Origin of the sequence: Escherichia sp. E4736, assembly GCF_005781225.1 — a bacterium.
Taxonomy (GTDB): Bacteria; Pseudomonadota; Gammaproteobacteria; order Enterobacterales; family Enterobacteriaceae; genus Escherichia.
The window spans coordinates 144,829-163,621 of the sequence record NZ_VATT01000014.1; the positions used below are offsets into that span (position 1 = coordinate 144,829).

The 18,793-nt window shown below is 48.2% G+C and carries 19 protein-coding genes and 1 riboswitch; of the genes, 8 read left to right on the forward strand and 11 right to left on the reverse strand.

Going from position 1 to position 18,793, the window contains the following annotated elements:
• Positions 1 to 45: 45 nt before the first annotated feature.
• The 3 genes from FEK46_RS09980 to yegS all read left to right on the forward strand — a co-directional run bounded on the left by FEK46_RS09980 (position 46) and on the right by yegS (position 3,240).
• Positions 46 to 378, forward strand: coding sequence for a YegP family protein (locus FEK46_RS09980; RefSeq protein WP_130206970.1), 333 nt, complete (start codon positions 46 to 48; stop codon positions 376 to 378).
• 343 nt (positions 379 to 721) lie between these two features.
• Positions 722 to 2,083 carry a tRNA 5-hydroxyuridine modification protein YegQ gene (gene yegQ / locus FEK46_RS09985; protein WP_135559406.1) on the forward strand — a complete coding sequence of 454 codons (1,362 nt, stop codon included), beginning with the start codon at positions 722 to 724 and terminating at the stop codon, positions 2,081 to 2,083.
• A gap of 257 nt (positions 2,084 to 2,340) precedes the next feature.
• Positions 2,341 to 3,240, forward strand: coding sequence for a lipid kinase YegS (gene yegS / locus FEK46_RS09990; protein WP_130260027.1), 900 nt, complete (start codon positions 2,341 to 2,343; stop codon positions 3,238 to 3,240).
• A 191-nt stretch (positions 3,241 to 3,431) separates the two neighbouring features.
• Here yegS and fbaB read toward each other — a convergent pair whose 3' ends face one another.
• Positions 3,432 to 4,484 (reverse strand): class I fructose-bisphosphate aldolase, encoded by a 1,053-nt coding sequence (gene fbaB, locus FEK46_RS09995; RefSeq protein ID WP_135559405.1) that lies wholly within the window; start codon positions 4,482 to 4,484, stop codon positions 3,432 to 3,434.
• 256 nt (positions 4,485 to 4,740) lie between these two features.
• On the opposite strand from fbaB, the gene FEK46_RS10000 reads away from it, so the two are divergent.
• Genes FEK46_RS10000 through FEK46_RS10010 form a run of 3 tightly spaced genes read left to right on the forward strand, consistent with a single transcriptional unit; the run spans position 4,741 to position 7,981 of the window.
• Positions 4,741 to 6,018, forward strand: coding sequence for a nucleoside permease (locus tag FEK46_RS10000; RefSeq protein ID WP_135559404.1), 1,278 nt, complete (start codon positions 4,741 to 4,743; stop codon positions 6,016 to 6,018).
• Entirely contained in the window at positions 6,015 to 7,019 is a 1,005-nt protein-coding gene (locus FEK46_RS10005) for an ADP-ribosylglycohydrolase family protein (protein WP_131161427.1), read from the forward strand. The genes FEK46_RS10000 and FEK46_RS10005 overlap by 4 nt, the downstream gene beginning before the upstream one ends.
• Entirely contained in the window at positions 7,016 to 7,981 is a 966-nt protein-coding gene (locus FEK46_RS10010) for a carbohydrate kinase family protein (protein ID WP_130260031.1), read from the forward strand. The genes FEK46_RS10005 and FEK46_RS10010 overlap by 4 nt, the downstream gene beginning before the upstream one ends.
• Here FEK46_RS10010 and FEK46_RS10015 read toward each other — a convergent pair.
• The 5 genes from FEK46_RS10015 to rcnR form a co-directional block, all read right to left on the reverse strand.
• Positions 7,955 to 8,701 (reverse strand): GntR family transcriptional regulator, encoded by a 747-nt coding sequence (locus FEK46_RS10015; protein WP_115424782.1) that lies wholly within the window; start codon positions 8,699 to 8,701, stop codon positions 7,955 to 7,957. The two genes, FEK46_RS10010 and FEK46_RS10015, sit on opposite strands and share 27 nt — an antisense overlap.
• Positions 8,702 to 8,752: 51 nt before the next feature.
• Positions 8,753 to 9,571 carry a glycoside hydrolase family 25 protein gene (locus FEK46_RS10020; RefSeq protein WP_130206982.1) on the reverse strand — a complete coding sequence of 273 codons (819 nt, stop codon included), beginning with the start codon at positions 9,569 to 9,571 and terminating at the stop codon, positions 8,753 to 8,755.
• A gap of 65 nt (positions 9,572 to 9,636) precedes the next feature.
• Positions 9,637 to 10,437: a bifunctional hydroxymethylpyrimidine kinase/phosphomethylpyrimidine kinase gene (thiD, locus tag FEK46_RS10025; RefSeq protein ID WP_130206984.1), complete on the reverse strand. Its 801-nt coding sequence runs from the start codon at positions 10,435 to 10,437 to the stop codon at positions 9,637 to 9,639.
• A complete protein-coding gene (thiM, locus tag FEK46_RS10030; protein WP_135559403.1) occupies positions 10,434 to 11,222 on the reverse strand; it encodes a hydroxyethylthiazole kinase in 789 nt (262 codons plus the stop codon). Before thiM ends, thiD begins: the two co-directional genes overlap by 4 nt.
• A 34-nt stretch (positions 11,223 to 11,256) precedes the next feature.
• A riboswitch (TPP riboswitch) is annotated at positions 11,257 to 11,353 on the reverse strand.
• A gap of 91 nt (positions 11,354 to 11,444) precedes the next feature.
• A complete protein-coding gene (rcnR, locus tag FEK46_RS10035; protein WP_000019944.1) occupies positions 11,445 to 11,717 on the reverse strand; it encodes a Ni(II)/Co(II)-binding transcriptional repressor RcnR in 273 nt (90 codons plus the stop codon).
• A gap of 120 nt (positions 11,718 to 11,837) precedes the next feature.
• Between rcnR and FEK46_RS10040 the strand changes: the two genes are divergently transcribed.
• Positions 11,838 to 12,659, forward strand: coding sequence for a nickel/cobalt efflux protein RcnA (locus tag FEK46_RS10040; RefSeq protein WP_135559402.1), 822 nt, complete (start codon positions 11,838 to 11,840; stop codon positions 12,657 to 12,659).
• A 217-nt stretch (positions 12,660 to 12,876) separates the two neighbouring features.
• The gene (gene rcnB / locus FEK46_RS10045) at positions 12,877 to 13,215 is read left to right on the forward strand and encodes a Ni(II)/Co(II) efflux transporter accessory subunit RcnB (protein WP_131161432.1); all 339 of its coding nucleotides are present in this window, start codon (positions 12,877 to 12,879) and stop codon (positions 13,213 to 13,215) included.
• Positions 13,216 to 13,296: 81 nt separating this feature from the next.
• On the opposite strand, the gene FEK46_RS10050 is transcribed toward rcnB, so the two are convergent.
• The 5 genes from FEK46_RS10050 to FEK46_RS10070 form a co-directional block, all read right to left on the reverse strand.
• Positions 13,297 to 14,331, reverse strand: a complete 1,035-nt coding sequence (locus tag FEK46_RS10050; protein WP_135407320.1) for a putative fimbrial-like adhesin protein — start codon at positions 14,329 to 14,331, stop codon at positions 13,297 to 13,299.
• Positions 14,332 to 14,346: 15 nt separating this feature from the next.
• Entirely contained in the window at positions 14,347 to 16,827 is a 2,481-nt protein-coding gene (locus FEK46_RS10055; protein ID WP_135559401.1) for a fimbrial biogenesis outer membrane usher protein, read from the reverse strand.
• A gap of 15 nt (positions 16,828 to 16,842) precedes the next feature.
• A complete protein-coding gene (locus tag FEK46_RS10060; RefSeq protein ID WP_130260038.1) occupies positions 16,843 to 17,517 on the reverse strand; it encodes a fimbria/pilus periplasmic chaperone in 675 nt (224 codons plus the stop codon).
• Between the two features lie 87 nt (positions 17,518 to 17,604).
• Positions 17,605 to 18,147, reverse strand: coding sequence for a fimbrial protein (locus FEK46_RS10065; protein WP_130206998.1), 543 nt, complete (start codon positions 18,145 to 18,147; stop codon positions 17,605 to 17,607).
• 291 nt (positions 18,148 to 18,438) lie between these two features.
• Positions 18,439 to 18,720, reverse strand: coding sequence for a DUF2574 family protein (locus FEK46_RS10070; RefSeq protein ID WP_135559400.1), 282 nt, complete (start codon positions 18,718 to 18,720; stop codon positions 18,439 to 18,441).
• Positions 18,721 to 18,793: the final 73 nt, after the last annotated feature.

Genomic DNA, 18,793 nt, shown 5'->3' on the forward strand with positions numbered 1-18,793 from the left:
CGTTACATACTGTTTTCGATACGCAATTTCAAGCAAGGAGTCAATATGGCTGGTTGGTTTGAACTTAATAAGAGCAGTGATAATCAGTTCCGTTTTGTGTTAAAAGCGGGAAACGGAGAAATCATTCTCACAAGCGAATTGTATGCCTCAAAAGCCTCTGCGGAAAAGGGCATCGCCTCGGTACAAAGCAACAGTCCGCAGGATGAACGCTATGAGAAAAAGACGGCGAGCAACGGCAAGTTTTATTTCAATCTGAAAGCGGCCAATCATCAGATAATTGGCTCCAGCCAGATGTATGCTACCGCTCAATCACGCGAAGTCGGAATTGCCTCTGTAAAAACCAATGGCGTAAGCCAGACGGTGAAAGATAAGACTTAATCATTGTGCCGGGCGCGGATGACGCGCCCGGCTTTATTTCTAATAAACACTGGCTTATTGATGCTAAGGATCAATCCGCGCCATTAAAATAATGAGAGGATAAGTTTCATATTCGGTGAAAGAATTTTTGTTCTTCTTTTTGAACACCACGTTATTTATTTCCTGCAAGTGCCGAAGAAATTATCGTTATTCGCATCCTTACCAAAACCAGGAGACGACCAGACATTTACACTGGAGCCAACCCCACCGATTGCGCTACAATGCCCGCCCTTAAAGTGGGGACACTCCCCTAACCGCTTCATCAGGTGAAGCGGATCTGACCTGTCATCAGAACGAGAGAATTATGTTTAAACCGGAACTCCTTTCCCCGGCGGGAACGCTGAAAAATATGCGTTACGCTTTCGCTTATGGCGCAGATGCTGTTTATGCGGGCCAGCCGCGTTACTCCCTGCGTGTGCGCAACAACGAATTCAACCACGAAAATCTTCAGCTCGGCATCAATGAAGCCCATGCGCTGGGGAAAAAGTTTTATGTCGTGGTCAACATTGCGCCGCACAACGCTAAGCTGAAAACCTTTATCCGTGACCTGAAACCGGTAGTGGAAATGGGGCCGGATGCGCTGATTATGTCCGATCCTGGGCTGATTATGCTGGTGCGTGAGCACTTCCCTGAAATGCCGATCCACCTTTCCGTGCAGGCTAACGCCGTAAACTGGGCGACGGTAAAATTCTGGCAGCAAATGGGCCTGACCCGCGTGATCCTCTCCCGTGAACTATCACTGGAAGAGATTGAAGAGATCCGCAATCAGGTGCCGAATATGGAGCTCGAAATCTTCGTTCACGGCGCACTGTGCATGGCCTACTCCGGTCGCTGCCTGCTCTCTGGCTATATCAACAAACGCGACCCGAACCAGGGCACCTGCACCAACGCCTGCCGCTGGGAGTACAACGTCCAGGAAGGTAAAGAAGATGACGTCGGCAACATCGTACACAAATACGAGCCGATTCCGGTGCAAAACGTTGAACCGACGCTGGGTATCGGCGCGCCAACCGACAAAGTGTTTATGATCGAAGAGGCCCAGCGTCCGGGCGAGTATATGACCGCGTTTGAAGACGAACACGGCACTTACATCATGAACTCGAAAGATCTGCGCGCTATCGCACACGTTGAACGCCTGACCAAAATGGGCGTGCATTCGCTGAAAATCGAAGGCCGCACCAAATCTTTCTACTATTGTGCACGCACCGCGCAGGTTTATCGTAAAGCTATCGATGATGCCGCTGCGGGCAAACCGTTCGACACCAGCCTGCTGGAGACGCTGGAAGGTCTGGCGCATCGCGGCTATACCGAAGGTTTCCTGCGTCGCCATACGCATGATGATTATCAGAACTACGAATACGGTTATTCCGTTTCTGACCGCCAGAAGTTTGTTGGTGAGTTTACCGGTGAGCGTAAAGGCGACCTCGCGGCGGTAGCGGTTAAAAACAAATTCTCCGTTGGCGACAGCCTTGAGCTGATGACTCCACAGGGCAATATCAACTTTACCCTTGAGCATATGGAAAACGCCAAAGGCGAAGCGATGCCGGTTGCGCCGGGCGATGGTTATACTGTGTGGATCCCAGTCCCGCAGGATCTCGAACTGAACTACGCGCTGCTGATGCGTAATTTCTCTGGGGAAACCACGCGTAACCCGCACGGCAAGTGATTAATTTCAAGTATTTTTCCCAGATAGAAAATTCTTAGAAACCGATCACATACAGCTGCATTTATTAAGGTTATCATCCGTTTCGCTGAAAAACATAACCCATAAAATGCTAGCTGTACCAGGAACCACCTCCTTAGCCTGTGTAATCTCCCTTACGCAGGCTTATTTTTTTGCACCACGACTTTCATCCTGTTCTGACTCCACCTTCTCTTTTCTGCTCTACACTTTCTAAAGATCAATAATAAAGGCATACGACGATGGCCGATTTTCCCGCCAGTTTGCTGATTCTTAACGGCAAAAGTGCTGACAATGAAACATTGCGCGAGGCGATTATGCTGTTGCGTGAGGAGGGAATAACGATCTATGTACGGGTCACCTGGGAGAAAGGTGATGCCGCGCGTTTTGTGACTGAAGCGCGCCAACTCGGCGTCGCGACAGTGATAGCAGGCGGTGGTGATGGCACCATTAATGAAGTCTCCACGGCGTTGATTCAGTGTGAAGGCGATGACATTCCTGCTTTGGGGATTTTGCCGCTAGGTACAGCGAATGATTTCGCCACCAGCGTGGGGATCCCTGAGGCGCTGGATAAGGCGTTGAAACTTGCGATTGCCGGTAACGCTATTGCAATTGATATGGCGCAGGTTAACAGGCACACCTGTTTTATCAATATGGCAACGGGCGGGTTTGGTACGCGCATCACCACCGAAACACCGGAAAAATTAAAATCCGCACTAGGGGGCGCCTCTTACATCATTCACGGCTTAATGCGCATGGACACGTTACAACCAGATCGTTGTGAGATCCGTGGTGAAAATTTTCACTGGCAAGGAGATGCCCTGGTTATTGGCATTGGCAACGGGCGTCAGGCCGGTGGCGGACAGCAGTTGTGCCCAAATGCGCTGATTAATGATGGCTTGTTGCAGTTGCGTATTTTCACCGGAGATGAAATTCTTCCGGCCCTCGTATCCACATTAAAATCTGACGAAGATAACCCGAATATTATCGAAGCCGCTTCGGCGTGGTTCGATATACAAGCACCACACGAAATTACGTTTAATCTTGATGGCGAACCGTTGAGTGGACAAAACTTTCATATTGAAATACTTCCGGCGGCGCTGCGTTGTCGATTACCACCGGATTGTCCGTTATTGCGTTAATCAAATTATTCTCTCTTGAATTAGGGAAAATCAGTTATGCCGGATGCGGTGTAAACACCTTATCCGGCCTATGGGGCTGCGCTGTGCGTAGGCATGATAAGACGCTTCAGCGTCGCATCAGGCATAGGTTGCCGGATGCGGCGAGAACGCCTTATCCGTCCTACGGGGCTGTGCTGTTCGTATGAAGCACATCAGGCGATAGTAATTTTGCTATCGAGATAAACGTCCTGCACGGCGTTAATCAGTTTCACGCCGTCGGCCATCGATTTCTTGAACGCTTTACGTCCAAGAATCAGCCCCATTCCGCCTGCGCGTTTGTTGATGACCGCAGTACGCACCGCATCACTAAGGTCGGTTTCACCGCCTGCAGCACCGCCGGAGTTAATCAGCCCTGCACGCCCCATATAGCAGTTAGCTAACTGATAACGCACCAGATCAATCGGGTTTTCACTGGTCAGCTTGCTGTACACGCGATCGTCGGTATAACCGTAATTAATCGCTTTATAGCCGCCGTTATTTTCCGCCATTTTTTGTTTGACGATATCTGCACCGATGGTCGCCGCCAGATGGTTCGCCTGACCAGTCAGGTCGGCGGAAACATGGTAATCAACGCCATCTTTCTTAAAGGCGGAGTTACGCAAATAGGCCCACAGCACTGTCACCATGCCCAGCTCGTGCGCACGTTCAAAGGCCGCAGAAATTTCTTCAATCTGGCGACGTGACTCTTCCGAGCCAAAATAGATAGTCGCACCAACCGCCACCGCGCCCATGTTGAACGCCTGCTCCACGCTGGCATACAGCGTTTGATCGTAGGTGTTCGGGTAACTTAGCGTCTCGTTGTGATTAAGTTTGACGAGGAATGGAATGCGGTGCGCATAACGCCGCGATACCGATGCCAGCACGCCGTAGGTCGACGCCACACAGTTGCAGCCCGCTTCGATCGCCAGTTCCACAATGTTCTTCGGATCAAAGTAGAGCGGGTTAGCGGCAAATGAAGCTCCGGCAGAGTGCTCGACGCCCTGGTCAACCGGCAGAATAGAAAGGTATCCTGTGCCGGCCAGACGCCCGGTGTTGTAGAGCGTCTGCATATTACGTAACACCGCTGGCGGACGATTATTGTCAATAATCACGCGGTCTACGTAATCATGTCCGGGGAGATAAAGCTGGTCAGAAGGAATAGTCATACAACGGTGCTGTAAAAGGTTGTCGGCGTCTTTGCCAAGCAACTGCGCAATATCTGTCATTACTATGCTCCCGTAAATTCCGATTGGATATCGGCTATGGATTGTCCTGGCCCACCTTTTGCGGGCAATCATAATCCTGGTCGTTACGGGCTGGTTTTGCCATCTTTTGGATGTTTTTTCAGCGTTTTCTGTTGGCACGATTCATCAGAAAAAGTGTTACAGCGGTCAAGTTTTCACCGCAAAGGTATTTAAAAGGTATTGTTAAGTGGTATTGTCAGCGCGTACCTTACATTACCTGTCATGAAGGAATTAAAAGATGAAAACAACAGCAAAGCTGTCGTTCATGATGTTTGTTGAATGGTTTATCTGGGGCGCGTGGTTTGTGCCATTGTGGCTGTGGCTAAGTAAAAGCGGTTTCAGTGCCGGAGAAATTGGCTGGTCCTATGCATGTACCGCCATTGCGGCGATCCTGTCGCCTATTCTGGTTGGCTCCATCACTGACCGCTTTTTCTCGGCGCAGAAAGTGCTGGCTGTATTGATGTTCGCCGGTGCGGTGCTGATGTATTTTGCCGCGCAACAGACCACCTTTGCCGGGTTCTTCCCGTTACTGCTGGCCTACTCGCTAACTTATATGCCGACCATTGCGCTGACTAACAGCATCGCGTTTGCCAACGTGCCGGATGTGGAGCGTGATTTTCCGCGCATTCGCGTACTGGGGACTATCGGCTGGATTGCCTCTGGCCTGGTCTGCGGATTCTTGCCTCAGATGCTGGGATATGACGATATCTCACCGACCAATATTCCGCTGTTAATTACCGCAGGAAGCTCCGCATTGCTCGGTGCGTTTGCCTTATTCCTGCCAGACACTCCGCCAAAAAGCACCGGCAAAATGGACATTAAAGTCATGCTCGGCCTGGATGCGCTGATCCTGCTGCGCGATAAAAATTTCCTCGTCTTTTTCTTCTGCTCATTCCTGTTTGCGATGCCACTGGCGTTCTATTACATCTTTGCCAACGGTTATCTGACTGAAGTCGGCATGAAAAACGCCACTGGCTGGATGACGCTCGGCCAGTTCTCTGAAATCTTCTTTATGCTGGCATTGCCGTTTTTCACTAAACGCTTTGGTATCAAAAAGGTATTATTGCTTGGTCTGGTCACCGCCGCGATCCGCTATGGCTTCTTTATTTATGGCAGCGCGGATGAATATTTTACCTACGCGTTACTGTTCCTCGGCATTTTGCTGCACGGCGTAAGCTACGATTTTTACTACGTTACCGCCTACATCTATGTCGATAAAAAAGCGCCCGTGCATATGCGTACCGCCGCGCAGGGGCTGATTACGCTCTGCTGCCAGGGCTTCGGCAGTTTGCTCGGTTATCGTCTTGGCGGCGTGATAATGGAGAAGATGTTTGCTTATCAGGAACCGGTAAACGGGCTGACCTTCAACTGGGCCGGGATGTGGACTTTTGGCGCGGTGATGATTGCCATTATCGCCGTGCTGTTCATGATTTTTTTCCGCGAATCCGACAGCGAAATTACGGCTATCAAGGTCGATGATCGCGATATTGCGTTGACACAAGGGGAAGTTAAATGAAAACAGAACGTATTCTCGGTGCTCTTTACGGGCAGGCGTTAGGGGATGCGATGGGGATGCCCTCTGAGCTTTGGCCACGCAGCCGCGTTAAAGCACACTTTGGCTGGATTGACCGTTTTCTGCCTGGACCAAAGGAGAATAACGCGGCCTGTTATTTTAACCGCGCCGAATTCACCGACGATACCTCGATGGCGCTGTGTCTGGCGGATGCGTTGCTGGAACGTGAAGGCGAGATCGACCCGGATCTGATTGGGCGTAATATTCTCAACTGGGCGCTGCGTTTCGACGCCTTTAACAAAAACGTGCTTGGCCCAACCTCGAAGATTGCGCTTAACGCCATTCGCGACGGTAAACCCGTTGCTGAACTGGAAAACAACGGCGTGACTAACGGCGCAGCGATGCGCGTCTCACCATTGGGGTGTTTACTTCCGGCGCGTGATGTTGATTCCTTTATTGATGATGTGGCGCTAGCGTCCAGCCCGACCCATAAATCCGATCTGGCGATTGCGGGGGCGGTGGTTATTGCATGGGCGATTTCTCGTGCCATTGACGGCGAAAGCTGGTCAGCGATTGTTGATTCTCTACCCTCGATTGCGCGACATGCTCAACAAAAACGCATCACTACCTTCAGCGCCTCACTGGCGGCACGTCTGGAGATTGCGCTGAAAATTGTGCGCAATGCCGACGGCACCGAATCCGCCAGCGAACAGCTTTACCAGGTCGTTGGCGCAGGCACCAGCACCATTGAGTCCGTGCCATGCGCCATTGCGCTGGTTGAACTGGCACAAACCGACCCGAACCGTTGCGCCGTCCTGTGCGCTAACCTTGGCGGCGACACAGACACCATCGGTGCTATGGCGACGGCAATTTGCGGCGCGTTGCATGGCGTTAACGCTATCGATCCTGCATTAAAGGCGGAACTGGATGCGGTAAATCAGCTTGATTTCAACCGCTATGCCACAGCGCTGGCGAAATATCGTCAACAACGGGAGGCGGTATGAGCGGCGCTCGATTACACACGCTGCTGCCTGAATTAACCACGCGTCAGCCGGTTATGGTGATTGGCGCGGCGGTCATTGATGTGATCGCCGACGCTTACGCCCTGCCCTGGCGTGGGTGCGATATCGAACTGAAACAGCAGAGCGTTAACGTTGGCGGCTGCGCACTGAATATTGCCGTGGCGTTAAAGCGCCTCGGCATCGAAGCGGGTAACGCCTTGCCGCTCGGTCAGGGGGTGTGGGCGGAGATTATTCGCAACCGGATGGCGAAAGAGGGGTTAATCAGCCTGATCGATAACGCCGAAGGCGATAACGGATGGTGTCTGGCACTGGTTGAGCCGGATGGTGAACGCACGTTTATGTCGTTCAGTGGTGTGGAAAATCAGTGGAATCGCCAATGGCTGGCGCGATTAACAGTTGCGCCTGGCAGCCTGCTCTATTTTTCCGGTTATCAACTGGCCTCGCCCTGCGGCGAATTGTTAGTGGAATGGCTGGAAGGGCTGAAAAACGTGACGCCGTTTATCGATTTTGGCCCACGTATTGGCGATATCCCGGATGCATTACTTGCGCGGATCATGGCCTGTCGACCTTTAGTGTCACTCAATCGTCAAGAGGCTGAGATTGCCGCCGAACGTTTTGCTTTATCCGCAGAGATAACAACGCTTGGCAAGCAATGGCAGGAGAAATTTGTCGCGCCGTTGATCGTCCGTCTCGATAAAGAAGGTGCCTGGTATTTCAGCAACAACGCTTCTGGCTGCGTTCCGGCATATCCAACGCAAGTTGTAGACACCATTGGCGCAGGTGATAGCCATGCAGGTGGCGTACTTGCCGGGCTGGCCTCTGGTCTGCCACTGGCGGATGCCGTATTACTGGGCAATGCAGTGGCGTCGTGGGTTGTCGGGCATCGCGGCGGTGATTGTGCGCCAACGCGCGAGGAACTACTCCTCGCACACAAAAACGTATAGATCGCTGCGACAGTGGCTGATGCTGTACTCAATAGGCCGTTGCTGTTGGTCAAGCGCCACTTGCTTGATCACCAGCACCGGTATTTTGCTATCTAACTGAATATGTGACTGAAACTCGGCATCCGGCATCCGGGCGCTAACGCGGGAACGGGTACGCTTAGGAAAAATATGCTGACTGCGGAAGTAGTCATAAAGAGAAATCCCGATGGCATCAACATCATGAATTAAATGCGCCGGAACCCACGATTCCTCAATGGATACCGCGTCTTCATCGACATAACGAATACGCTTCAATAAAAAGACATCACTGCCCGCTTCGACCGCCAGCTGCTGTGCGACTTCTTCAGGACATTTCACGACACGCTTGTTAACCCATAGCGTATCGGGCTTTTTCCCGCGCAACACCACCTGTTGAGAAAATCCTCGCGCTTCTTTCAACGAGTATTCAAAGATGTTGTTGATCTGCGTGCCGTAGCCACGCGAACGCGTCACCACGCCCTCTTCTTCCAGCGCCTGCATCGCCTTGCGCACCGTAATACGTGAAACGCCGGTTAACTGACTTAAATCACGCTCGCCGGGTAAAATATTGCCATGTTCCAGCACCCCGCTGCGCACGGCATTTTTTACCGTTTCGGCAAACTTAATATAAAGCGGCGTGTTGTCCGCCGCTAAAATACGCTCATTCAGTTGAGCGATAAGCTGGGTATGCGCTTGTTCCATTTGTCTTTTTCCTGCCGGGGAGTCTGGTAGGAGTATATCACTGCTGGTTATTTAAGGCGTTTCTTTAATGCCATCAACGAAAGCCTGCAACTCCTCCGCCTTGCCATTAAACACATTAAAATCCACCGGACCATTAATGCCATCTACCTGTCCACGGTCGGAATGCTGCCAGAAGCGCCAGGCCATGCCGTCATTGTCCGGGCGACGTTGGTAGTAGTGCGCTACCCACCACGGATACTCATTGAAATACCCCGCCAGGTTCGTGTGATAAAACACGGCTCCGGAGTAAATAATCGGCTTTTTTCCCGTGCTTTTTTCGACCATTTTTAGCCACTGACTTACCCGCTTGCGTAATTCTTTTGCCGATAATTTTCCTCGCTCTTCTACGTCCAGCACGGCAGGGAAATCGCCGTGGGCAAAATCCACCGTTTGCAGAAATAATCTTGCCTGAACTGAAGCGGATACCGACGGAGAAAAATAGTGATACGCCCCACGCAGCAGGCCATTTTCACGGCTTCTTTGCCAGTTGCGCGAAAAATACGGGTCAACCAGCTTTTCACCTTCCGTAGCCTTAATAAAAGCAAACTGTAAGCGGATACCGTTGTCGCGCATTTTTGCGACACGCTGCCAGTCGATCCGCTCCTGCCAGCGTGAAACATCAATACCATGAATGGTGTAATTGGCAGGAATGCGAATAGCAAAAGATTTGACCGGGCGATAACCATAAAAGTGGATGTAGTCTTTAATCTGAATTGCTGTCGAATAGAAAAAATTCACCGTCTGACGGGGATGAATCGCAACGATGGAAATTAGCCCCAGAGCGCATATCAAAGCGGTGAATTTTTTTCGACTGGCGATTCTTAGCTGCATTGGTTTCATCCCTGAATTTCAGCGCGAAAAAGCTGAAAAATGCCAAAGCAGCTATACTACGGTGCTCACCACCAGGCGTGAAAGTGGTGAACCGGACCAATCCCGTGGCCAACTTCCAGCGTGTCTGCCTGCGCTAACGCCGCAGAAAGCCAGCTTTTTGCCTCCAGTACGGTGTCAGCCCAGTTTGTATGGCGCGGGCTTAGTGCAGCCAGCGCCGCAGAGAGCGTACAACCGGTGCCGTGGGTGTTTTTGGTCATAATACGCGGTGCGGTAAACCGTTGTTCACCTTCGCGGGTAAACAGCCAGTCCGGGCTTTGCTCGTCATCCAGATGACCGCCTTTCATCAGCACTGCACCGCAGCCCATCGCCAATAATTCACGTCCCTGTTCCAGCATTTCCTGTTCGTTACGCGCGTGTGGCGCATCGAGCAAGGCGGCAGCTTCGGGCAAGTTTGGCGTTATTAATGAAACCAGTGGCAATAATCGACCGCGCAGCGTGGCAACCGCCGAAGGTGAAAGCAGCGGATCGCCACTTTTTGCCAGCATAACGGTGTCGAGTACCACGTTTTGGATCTGATAACGTTGCAGCCGTTCTGCCACCGCTTCAACAATATCGGTTTCCGCCAACATACCAATTTTAGTGGTGTCGATTCGCACATCGCTGAACACCGAATCGAGCTGGGCGGCGACAAAATCAGGCTCAATGCGATACACCGACTGTACGCCACGGGTATTTTGCGCCACCAGTGCAGTAATAACTGAGCAACCATAAGCGCCAAGTGCCGAGAAGGTTTTAAGATCGGCCTGAATCCCCGCACCACCACTCGGATCAGTACCGGCAATCGTCAGAGCGTTAATTCGTTTCATGCCTGCACCTCCTGCGTCAGCTGCCAGAGCGCGTCAAGGAAATGTGGAACAAAACTACCCGGCCCCTCGCTTCTGGCGACTGCGCGTTCTCCCGCTTGTTTCATCCAGTGACAGGTAGATGCGACATTTTCCAGCATATCACCCGGTAATGCACAACTGGCGGCGACGACTGCCGATAATGCACAGCCAGTTCCTACCACTTTGGTCATTAACGGATCGCCGCCGTGAATGCCAACGGTGCGACGACCATCGGTAACATAATCTACTTCGCCAGTGACCACGACGACTGCGCCAGTTTCCCGTGCCAGAGTTTGTGCAGCGGGCAACGCGTTAGCTGCGGCGTCAGTGGTATCCACTCCCCGTCCGCCATTAGCAATGCCAGCTAATGCCATGATTTCCGAAGCATTACCGCGTATCGCTGCCGGTTTAAAAGATAAAAGTTCATGACAAAAATGGCGGCGATAATCGAGCGCACCAACCGCAACCGGATCAAGCGTCCAGGGCGTTTGTGATCGTGTTGCCTGCTCAACGGCGGCACGCATCGCCTGCGCGCGTGGCTGCGTCAGTGTGCCAACGTTAATCAACAAGGCACTGGCGATGGCCGCAAACTGACTGGCCTCTTCGGCTTCGATAACCATCGCTGGCGATGCACCGAGTGCCAGCAAGGTATTGGCAGTAAAGGTTTGCACCACATCATTGGTCATGCAGTGTACAAGGGGGGAATGTTGGTAAAAGAGGTGTAACGCGTGCGCAGATTGCGCGGAACTCAGCAGGTCGACTTGCATAGTTTGCTCCTGCCATAACGTGAAGAAGCAATGACCTGATGGTCTGTGACTTCCCTACGCTGGCATTATCCAGATCAGGTGATACGGGTATTTCTCAGCCTTCACAAGGAAGGGCACCCCGAGTCGTTTGGTTGCGATGATAAATCGCAGAGGAGGATGGTAATGTCCAGCGCACGCGTTGTAAACGAGGAAAAACCGCAGTTTTACAATCGCGTTAATAAATTATTTGATATAAGAATCCAGCACCTTCAGAACGACATCCAGATCTTCTTCACGTTTTAGCTCATCCCCCTGGTGAACGATGTGTTCCGTCAGATGACCTTTAATCACTTCCCGCATCAGACCGTTTACCGCGCCACGGATAGCAGCAATCTGTTGTAAAACTGCAGCGCATTCATGCGGTTCGTCGAGCATTTTCTTGAGCGCCACGACCTGGCCCTGAATCTTACTGGCACGCGCTTTCAGTTTCTGTTTATCACGGATTGTATGAGACATGGCAACACCTGGTTAACAAGAACATGAAAAATCATAGCACTATTAATCTACTGGGGGGTAGTATCAGGTACTGGGGGGGAGTAGAATCAGATTGCCGAATTAATACTAAGAATTATTATCATGACCGAATTTACCACTCTTCTTCAGCAAGGAAACGCCTGGTTCTTCATCCCTAGCGCCATCTTACTTGGTGCGCTTCATGGCCTGGAACCAGGGCACTCAAAAACGATGATGGCGGCGTTTATCATCGCCATTAAAGGCACCATTAAACAGGCGGTGATGCTTGGACTGGCGGCAACCATTTCGCATACGGCAGTAGTCTGGTTGATTGCTTTTGGTGGGATGGTGATCAGCAAACGCTTTACTGCTCAGTCAGCGGAGCCGTGGCTTCAGTTGATTTCCGCGGTGATCATTATTGGCACCGCTTTCTGGATGTTCTGGCGTACCTGGCGCGGCGAACGCAACTGGCTGGAGAATATGCATGAGCACCACCATCATGACCATCATCACGACCACAACCACGAGCATGCTCATCATCACGAACATGACCAGAGCGACGAGTATCAGGATGCTCATGCGCTGGCCCATGCCAGTGACATTAAACGACGCTTTGATGGTAGAGAGGTCACCAACTGGCAAATTTTGCTGTTTGGCTTAACCGGCGGGCTTATCCCCTGCCCTGCGGCAATAACAGTGTTGTTGATTTGTATTCAGTTGAAAGCCCTCACGCTGGGAGCAACGCTGGTCGTCAGTTTCAGCATCGGCCTGGCATTAACGCTGGTCACCGTAGGCGTTGGCGCAGCAATCAGTGTTCAGCAGGTTGCAAAACGCTGGAGCGGATTTAACACTCTCGCTAAACGCGCCCCCTATTTTTCCAGTCTGTTAATTGGTTTAGTCGGGTTGTATATGGGAGTGCATGGTTTTATGGGTATTATGAGATAAAACAAACACCTGGGCTTCGTTATCCCTTTAGCCCAGGATGATTCTTAAATCAGCTTATTCCGCTCACTTCTCGCTCAATGAGGATGCTTTTGCTGCATCCTTTCATTTACACTTTTTACGAAATCATGGGATCACTAACAAAATATCTCTTGTCGGTTATATTGTATGGCAGGAAAGATATGCGACTGATTTTACTGATCCCCAAAGTGGAGAGTATATGACCATAAAAAATAAGATGTTGCTGGGTGCGCTTTTGCTGATAACCAGCGCAGCATGGGCCGCACCAGCCACCGCGGGTTCGACCAATGCCTCGGGAATTTCGAAGTATGAGTTAAGCAGTTTCATTGCTGACTTCAAGCATTTCAAACCAGGTGACACCGTACCAGAAATGTACCGTACCGATGAGTACAACATTAAGCAGTGGCAGTTGCGTAACCTGCCCGCACCTGACGCCGGAACCCACTGGACCTATATGGGCGGTGCATATGTGCTGATCAATGATACCGACGGAAAAATCATTAAAGCCTACGACGGTGAGATTTTTTATCATCGCTAAAAAAAGCCCCCTCGGAGAGAGGGGGAAATGCAGACACCTTATTATTTTTTATTATTAGCCACTTGCTCGTCTTACTTGTTATTAGTCGTATTTCACGTTGATTAATGCGGTTGCCTGCAGTGCGCCAGATTTAACTTTATTTTTATCATAAACATAGTAGCTGGCAGTTACCGGAATTGAGACCGTTGTATCTGTAATTTTTGACTTCGCCGCAATTTCTTTTAAATTTGTGTATCCTTTACTGCTGTCAGTGATATTTAAAAATGTGACTGGCGAACCATTACTTTCAAGAATAAATCCTACACCATTATCTTCCGCACCTTTAAGGATCGTGTTACTACTGCCCAACAAATCAGAACTTGATAAATACATCTGCATTTTCCGTGATGTTTGATTCTGTTGGCCTAATAAATTTTTACAACGCAGAACAATATTCCCTTTGTTACTGTTAATTGATGTTTTATTGCCAGCTTCTGGTAGTTGTGAAACAGGTATACTCTCTAAAGTAATTAATAAATCATCAGGTTTGCAGGTTGTGTTTAACGGGTTGTATGACAATGTCAGATTAAAGGAATAGACACCTGCATTTTGAGCCAAGGCATTTCTGTAGCTATTTACACATGCATCCCATGACTTCCCACCTAATAAACACAGTAAAAATTGTACTGCGGCACTCCCACGCGTTGTTGAAGAAGCACTGGATAATGTCGCGACTCCATTAATCATCACTGAACCGCCGCCCCCCGCAGAAACATTCACTTTTGCATTACTGGTCGCAGGTGTCACCGTTACCGAATAACCACTGGTGAAACTGGTCTGGTTATTTGACAACGTGATGTTGTTTTTGTTGGTCCATTCAAAATGTAAATTTAATTTAATGGTATCGTTATAAAGCCCAACAATAATATCCGACGGACTCATGGGAGTGATAGTATTTGTACTCACGCATGACGAATCATTAAAATTATGCTCATATGTCGCCGTTTGTGTTTGAGTAAGTGCAAAATCCCCCTGAACAACCAAATTGTGCTGCACGGATAGTTCACCATAACATGCCGCATAGCTCACGGGGATAACCATCATCATTAATATAAATAGCATTATACGAATTTTCATAGAACCACCTGACTATTACTGGCAAATATAATTTCTACTTTCATCAATCTCTTTACCGAAGGTGATTGTGCATGAAAGCCCTTGTTGCTTATCAATTGCCACATTAACCGATGGCGGTACGTCATTAGTGCGAATAAATATCTGACTTCCCTGGCCGACAACACCAATATTGTGACCGTGGATATCATTGACTTCATAACCAAACGTTAATGGTTGCCCATCCGCTCTTGACGCTTTTATAAACCAGGGCTTGCGCTGATCGGTATCAAAATTAACCAATACAACCGCGCCGCGATAAGGTGCGGCAATTTTCCGGTTACCGCGCAATTCTGCTTCGCTATCGCTTTGCGACACATCCAGCATCAGGTGATTTTCCCGATAAGGTGTCATTCCGTCGTATACCACCACTCCATTACGGTTTGTTGTGCGATATTTTTGCCCATTGACATAAGCATCTTTAATTCCTGGCGCCTTCATCACAGCAAACGTTTCGGAAAGACGGTTCGCCAGATTAACGCCACCCGACCAGGCGACAATGCCCCCTGAAACACTGGCTCCAGCCTGTCGATAAGTACTCGACTGACTATAGCTGCCATTCACTGTTGCCACCGGCGCGTTCCAGGTTAAATTCGCTCCAGCTGTCGTTTCATTTCCCTGGTGTTGATGGCTCAAGTTGATCCCATAGTTAAACTGATCGCGATTACCAACGGTTCCCGATAATCCGGTATTATTTGAGGAAAAACCCTGATCATCAAAGGTCGTTGAGTTAGACATATATATTTGCCGCCGCGACGTCGTAACGTCATCACCCCAGTCAAAGGGAATCGATATAAAAATATTAAAACGTTTCTCTTCGGCGTGGTTCTCGTCATACGCCTGACTTGCCGCGAGGGTATAGCTTATCCGCCGCCAGTTATTGGAATAACTCAGTTGATAATCTTTACTACTGCCACTGCGCCCCCAGTAATCACGCCATAAAGTACTTAATGACACAGATCCCCAGCCTTCTGGCAATGACTGACTCATATTGGCGGAAAAACTATTTTTGCGACCAAAATCATTCTGGTAATAATCGGCAATGTCATAGACATCGTTTTTATCACGACGATAATTATCTTTATTATTTGCCCACACATAATCGTTAAACGTCCGGTAATCACGCGACGAATAACGCCAGGCCGCCAGACCAAAACGCGTCGACGTTTGGCTCACAAATTTGTTGTAGGCAATTTGATAACTTTGCCCGTCAAACACATCACCATTGTCTTGTTTACTGTGCGATTTAGTTGCATCGACTGAAATTGCGCCAATGCGCGTGTTCCAACCTGTTCCGAGGGTAAACGCATAGTAATTATTAGCAACCATCGTGCCGCCATACAGCGTCAATAAATTATTAAAACCATACTGATAACCTGCCTGGACAAAATTACTTTGCTTGCTCGCACCTTCAATATGACTACGGCCCGCTGCAAAATCATATTTTGATACGCCAGGTTGCAGCATATTAGGTACTGCCGCATAAGGCACCAGATATGTAGTAACTGAACCATCGGCTTCCTTAACACTCACATCAAGATCCGCACCTCCGCCCGCTAACTGCAAATCACTAATCGAAAACGGGCCTGGTGGAACCTCTTTCTGATAAACGACAAAACCGTTCTGTTCAATAGTTACCAACGCGTTACTCTGGGCAATCCCCTGTACCCGTGGGGTAAAATTTTGCCTCGAGTTAGGCAACATCTGCATATCACGAAATAACCGAACCCCGCTGAAGCGAACGGAATCAAATATATCGGCTGACGTGTACATATCACCAATACGCAGCGTACCGAAAATTTGAGAAAATCCACGCTCCAGATACAGTGTGTTGCTTTTCCACTCCCCTGGATTATTATCCGTTTTGCTAAAACTGGCATCAGAATGCAGCTGCCATCCCAGCAAATTTAGCCCACTGTTAAAACGCACATAGGTACTCTTACTATTACCCGAGGCTTTATAGTCACTGTAATACTGACTTACATAATAAGACGTATAAAATGCATTAATTCCCCGTTCCCAGTTTTCTGGCGGAACGTAACCATTTTCCAGTTCTTCGACCCAGGCTTGCGGGACAGCAAGATCCAAACGAAAAATTCCAATATCCCAGGCGTAGCTTCCACCCTGTACAAGTTGCTCAAATGTTAAACATTGTTTGTCGCGTGCGAAATTATCGCTATTTATACCTAACCGCTTGACAATTTCACGCGTCAGGCAAGTTTCATCTGGATTATCTTTTACGATAATCTCATATTTTCCACGCCATTGCTTATTGACATAAATATCAATGTCATACTGGCCGGGTAAAGGCTGATTATCATCAAGACGCAAATTTGTTACTTGCTCACCTTTCATTCCTCCCATCATAAAATGGGTGTCAAAGGTTTCTTCTGTTGCATGTGCTTCAATGCCGAGCAATAACGCGACTATTGCTGATGCAAGCGGGGTCATTCTCAACATAGGAAGCTCCTGCAATTAAATTTTGTCACTAATATAGTTGCCGTGATCATCGATAATGGTCAGTTGCCAACCATCCGTATTATTATTTTTTACACTGACATTCTGACTTTCTAGTGGTGCAATCATGATAGTTTCATAATTCACTTTGACGTTATTAGCCTTAACGTCAGAAATCGTTACCCAATTTGGCGAGTCATTTTTTATGACTACGTTATTACCGCTACGACTCACTCGCAGTTTTTTAAAAGTTGTTTTATTTACTGGAGCTACACCTGCAGGCCGGTAAAACAACTTGATTCTATTTTGCATGGCAAATTTTAACGCATTCTTTCCTTCATCTTCTGGGCTATTCGGTGGAATATCCAGAACGTTTAGATAGAAAATACTCTCCTTATTAACAGGTAATTTATTAGGCATGATTTTAATTTTTATTTGTTGCCCAGAATTGGCCGCTACTTTCACTACTGGTGGCGTTAACATGAAAGGAACCTGGATCTTTTCTGGCGGCAGAGACGTGTCACCATCATCAATCCACGTCTGCACCAGCGAAGAGCGGTTTCCCTGATTCATCAGTTGTACCATGACTTCTTTCTGCTCTGCCGGGTAAATGATACGTGTCCCGAAAATAACCATTCCGGCATGCGCCGGAAATATCATAGAAGAGATGAGTAAAGATAATAATCCTTTCATCTTAATGCCTCTTATATTTATGCTGACCGCCATGAACATGGCGGCCATTTTAATTTGCTGAAAAAATAAGATGATTATTTTAAATGTTTAATCCTGGGCAACACGCATAACCAATGAAGAGTTAACAGTACCAGATGCAACACTACTGTCAGTCAACTTCAGATATTTTGCCTTAAACGGTATGGCATATTGTCCATCAGCAGTTTTATAACTTTCAATATTAAACGGTGCGGAAATATCCAGTACGTCACTACTATCACCCAAATAGAGATAGTATCCAACGGTGTCATTACTACTGGATATCGCCTTATCATTACCAAGAATTTTCTCGTTGGTGATCAATGAAAGTTTTACGCCATCAATAGTCTTCGGACAAGAAATTTTCAGCATACTGCTGGTTACACCAACCGCGTTATCATAAGTTGAATATTTCGCTTTACCATCAAATACAGTGGTTGGTACAGTCGGCATATTAATACTGACTGAATCACCACCAGCGACAAATGTACATGGAGATTCAGCAATATTACCTTTAATGGTTAAAGTTCCGGTATCTACTTCAGCAGCGAAAATACCAGCACTCATAAATACAGAGGATAAGACAGCGGCAGCAATAATTGAATTTTTCATGATGCATTCCTTAATAAGTTTATTTTGTTTTGTTAAGAGTCTGTATCTCTTGGAAACAAATTTCTCACACCAAAAAGGTTGCCGCAATGTAAACATATTGTTTTGTTGATTTAAAACAAATTAACTAATGCAATATAATTACAACAAATAATTCGCTATAACAAACATTTTTGAAACTGATTAATTACCGCAAATTACCGTAAATAACATTTATTAAATAAATAAAAAAGCCAAAATCATTCACGAGAATGATTTTGGCTTTCTAAATATGCTTAAAACGGTGTTGCCAAATTAATCGTAACGATTTAACACGATTTTGCGTTTGTCATTATTACCCACAGCAACCACTTCTGTCGTAACGCCTTTTGCAGTAAAAGAAGCGCGATAGTTGGTTTCAACTCGTTGTACCAACCGCCCACAACGTTGCTGAAGATGATTATTAACAACATCCATACTGCATGTAGGGGAACTAATCCTGCCATTGATGGTTAATGTTGCAGTATCAGAAGAGAACGCGGGTGATGCTAGTCCATAAGCAAGAAAAAAAACTCCTGACAACCAATACTTATTCATTGAACGTTATCCCTGTAGTAAAGGTTATGCCGGGTAGATTGAGTGCATAACAAACTATAGCTGTACATCCGCT